Below are 1520 nucleotides of genomic sequence, written 5' to 3'. Positions count from 1 at the left end.
ATCTCAATGCCTAGTGAGTTTATACCACTTGCTATCTTACCATCATCATCAAGTCTTTTTGTAAAGTCTTGGTTTTTATAAGTGTTTAGTAGATCAAGTACATCTTTACCATTACTTGAGATTGCATTTTTAAGAGCAAGCTGCAAATCTTTAAATGTGCTTTTTAGTTGATTTAGAGCTGGGTTATTAGTATCAGCTTCTAGGCTTGCTTCATAGTTGCCATCTTTTATCTCATTTACAAAGGTGTTGGCTTTTTGGATGAAGGTGTTTTCATGCTCTTTTGCCGTCTGGATAACCTCTATATTTTCATTTATAAGCGACGACATGATGCAAATTTCATCTTTGCCTTTTAAGCTTAGAAGTTTGGCAGAATTTGTCTTGTTATTTAGATATAAGAAAAACTCGCTTAGCCCGCCCTTTACGCTATCGATGCCTGAGATGATATTTTTACCAACAACAAGCGAGATAAAGACGAGTGCTACAATAAAACAGGCAAGCATTATAGCCATAAATAGCACAAGGTTGCTGGCTTCATCTTTGTCGTGTATGGCTAGCTCTTTCATATCATTTAACAAGTAAAGCTCGTAGTTTCTGAGGCTATCGATCAAATTTGTGATGCTCTTAAACCAGCTAGCCGCCTCGATCTTTCTGGCTGTCTCTTCTGGAGTAGCGATAGCGTCTTTGATAATCTCATCTATTTGCTTAAATTCGTTGCTTTGCAATATATCTTTTTGCAGGCTGTCTGCGTATTTGCCGCTATTAAATTTGACATAGTCGTTTAAAAGCTTTTTGATGTTTGCGTCGTGAGAGATCAAATTTACATATGTGTTTTTGTCGATCTCATCTTTGATAAAGGCGACGTTCATTATCGCTCTTGTGATGCCGTAGTACTCTTTGATCTTTGAAATGCTAAAAATCCTAGCCACATCATCTTTTATAGCTGGCTTGGCGTCTTTTGAGAGAGAATTTAAAAAGACAAGCGTGTTTTCTATCATACCGCTATATTCGCCAAGGAGATTAAATTTCTCTTTTTTATCGACCTTTGCCCTTATGCCACTAAGTACTCTTAACACCTCATCTTTGTTTGAGAGCTCTTTCACGATCCCATCGACCTTAGCTCTTTGCTCTTTTAAATTTTTCTCAGAGTCTTTGCCGTTTGCTATGAAAGCTGCGCTATAACCACGCTCTTTTTGAAGCTCATGGATAAATTCGCCCTGCTTTATGATATCTTCGCTCATTGAAAGGTTTGAAATAGCTTCACTTCTGCTGTTTAAAACGCCTTTTAAGATGTAAACACTAGTCACGCTTAGACAAAGCAAACTCACAAAAACGATGAGTAATATTTTAGATTTTATACTTAGATTATTCATTTTATTTTTCTATCCCTCGATCAAAAACCACTATCCAGTGGCATTTTTTGGTATTTTGGGGCGGATTGTATAATTTTTATTATTAAATAAAACTTGAAACCAGAAATTACCTTTAAGCAATATTTAATAAATTTTGGCTTGCAAATGCCG

General features: G+C 36.1%; 1 protein-coding gene. It reads right to left on the bottom strand.

The features are described 5' to 3' along the window. Positions 1–1304 (bottom strand): nitrate- and nitrite sensing domain-containing protein (locus tag FZ945_RS10780; protein WP_262367163.1); only part of this gene is annotated, 1304 nt, incomplete at its 3' end. Between the last annotated feature and the right edge of the window lie 216 nt (positions 1305–1520).

It is taken from the genome of Campylobacter concisus (assembly GCF_902460535.1).
Taxonomy (GTDB): Bacteria; Campylobacterota; Campylobacteria; order Campylobacterales; family Campylobacteraceae; genus Campylobacter_A; species Campylobacter_A concisus_AS.
This window is presented reverse-complemented; position numbering and strand designations above follow the sequence as displayed.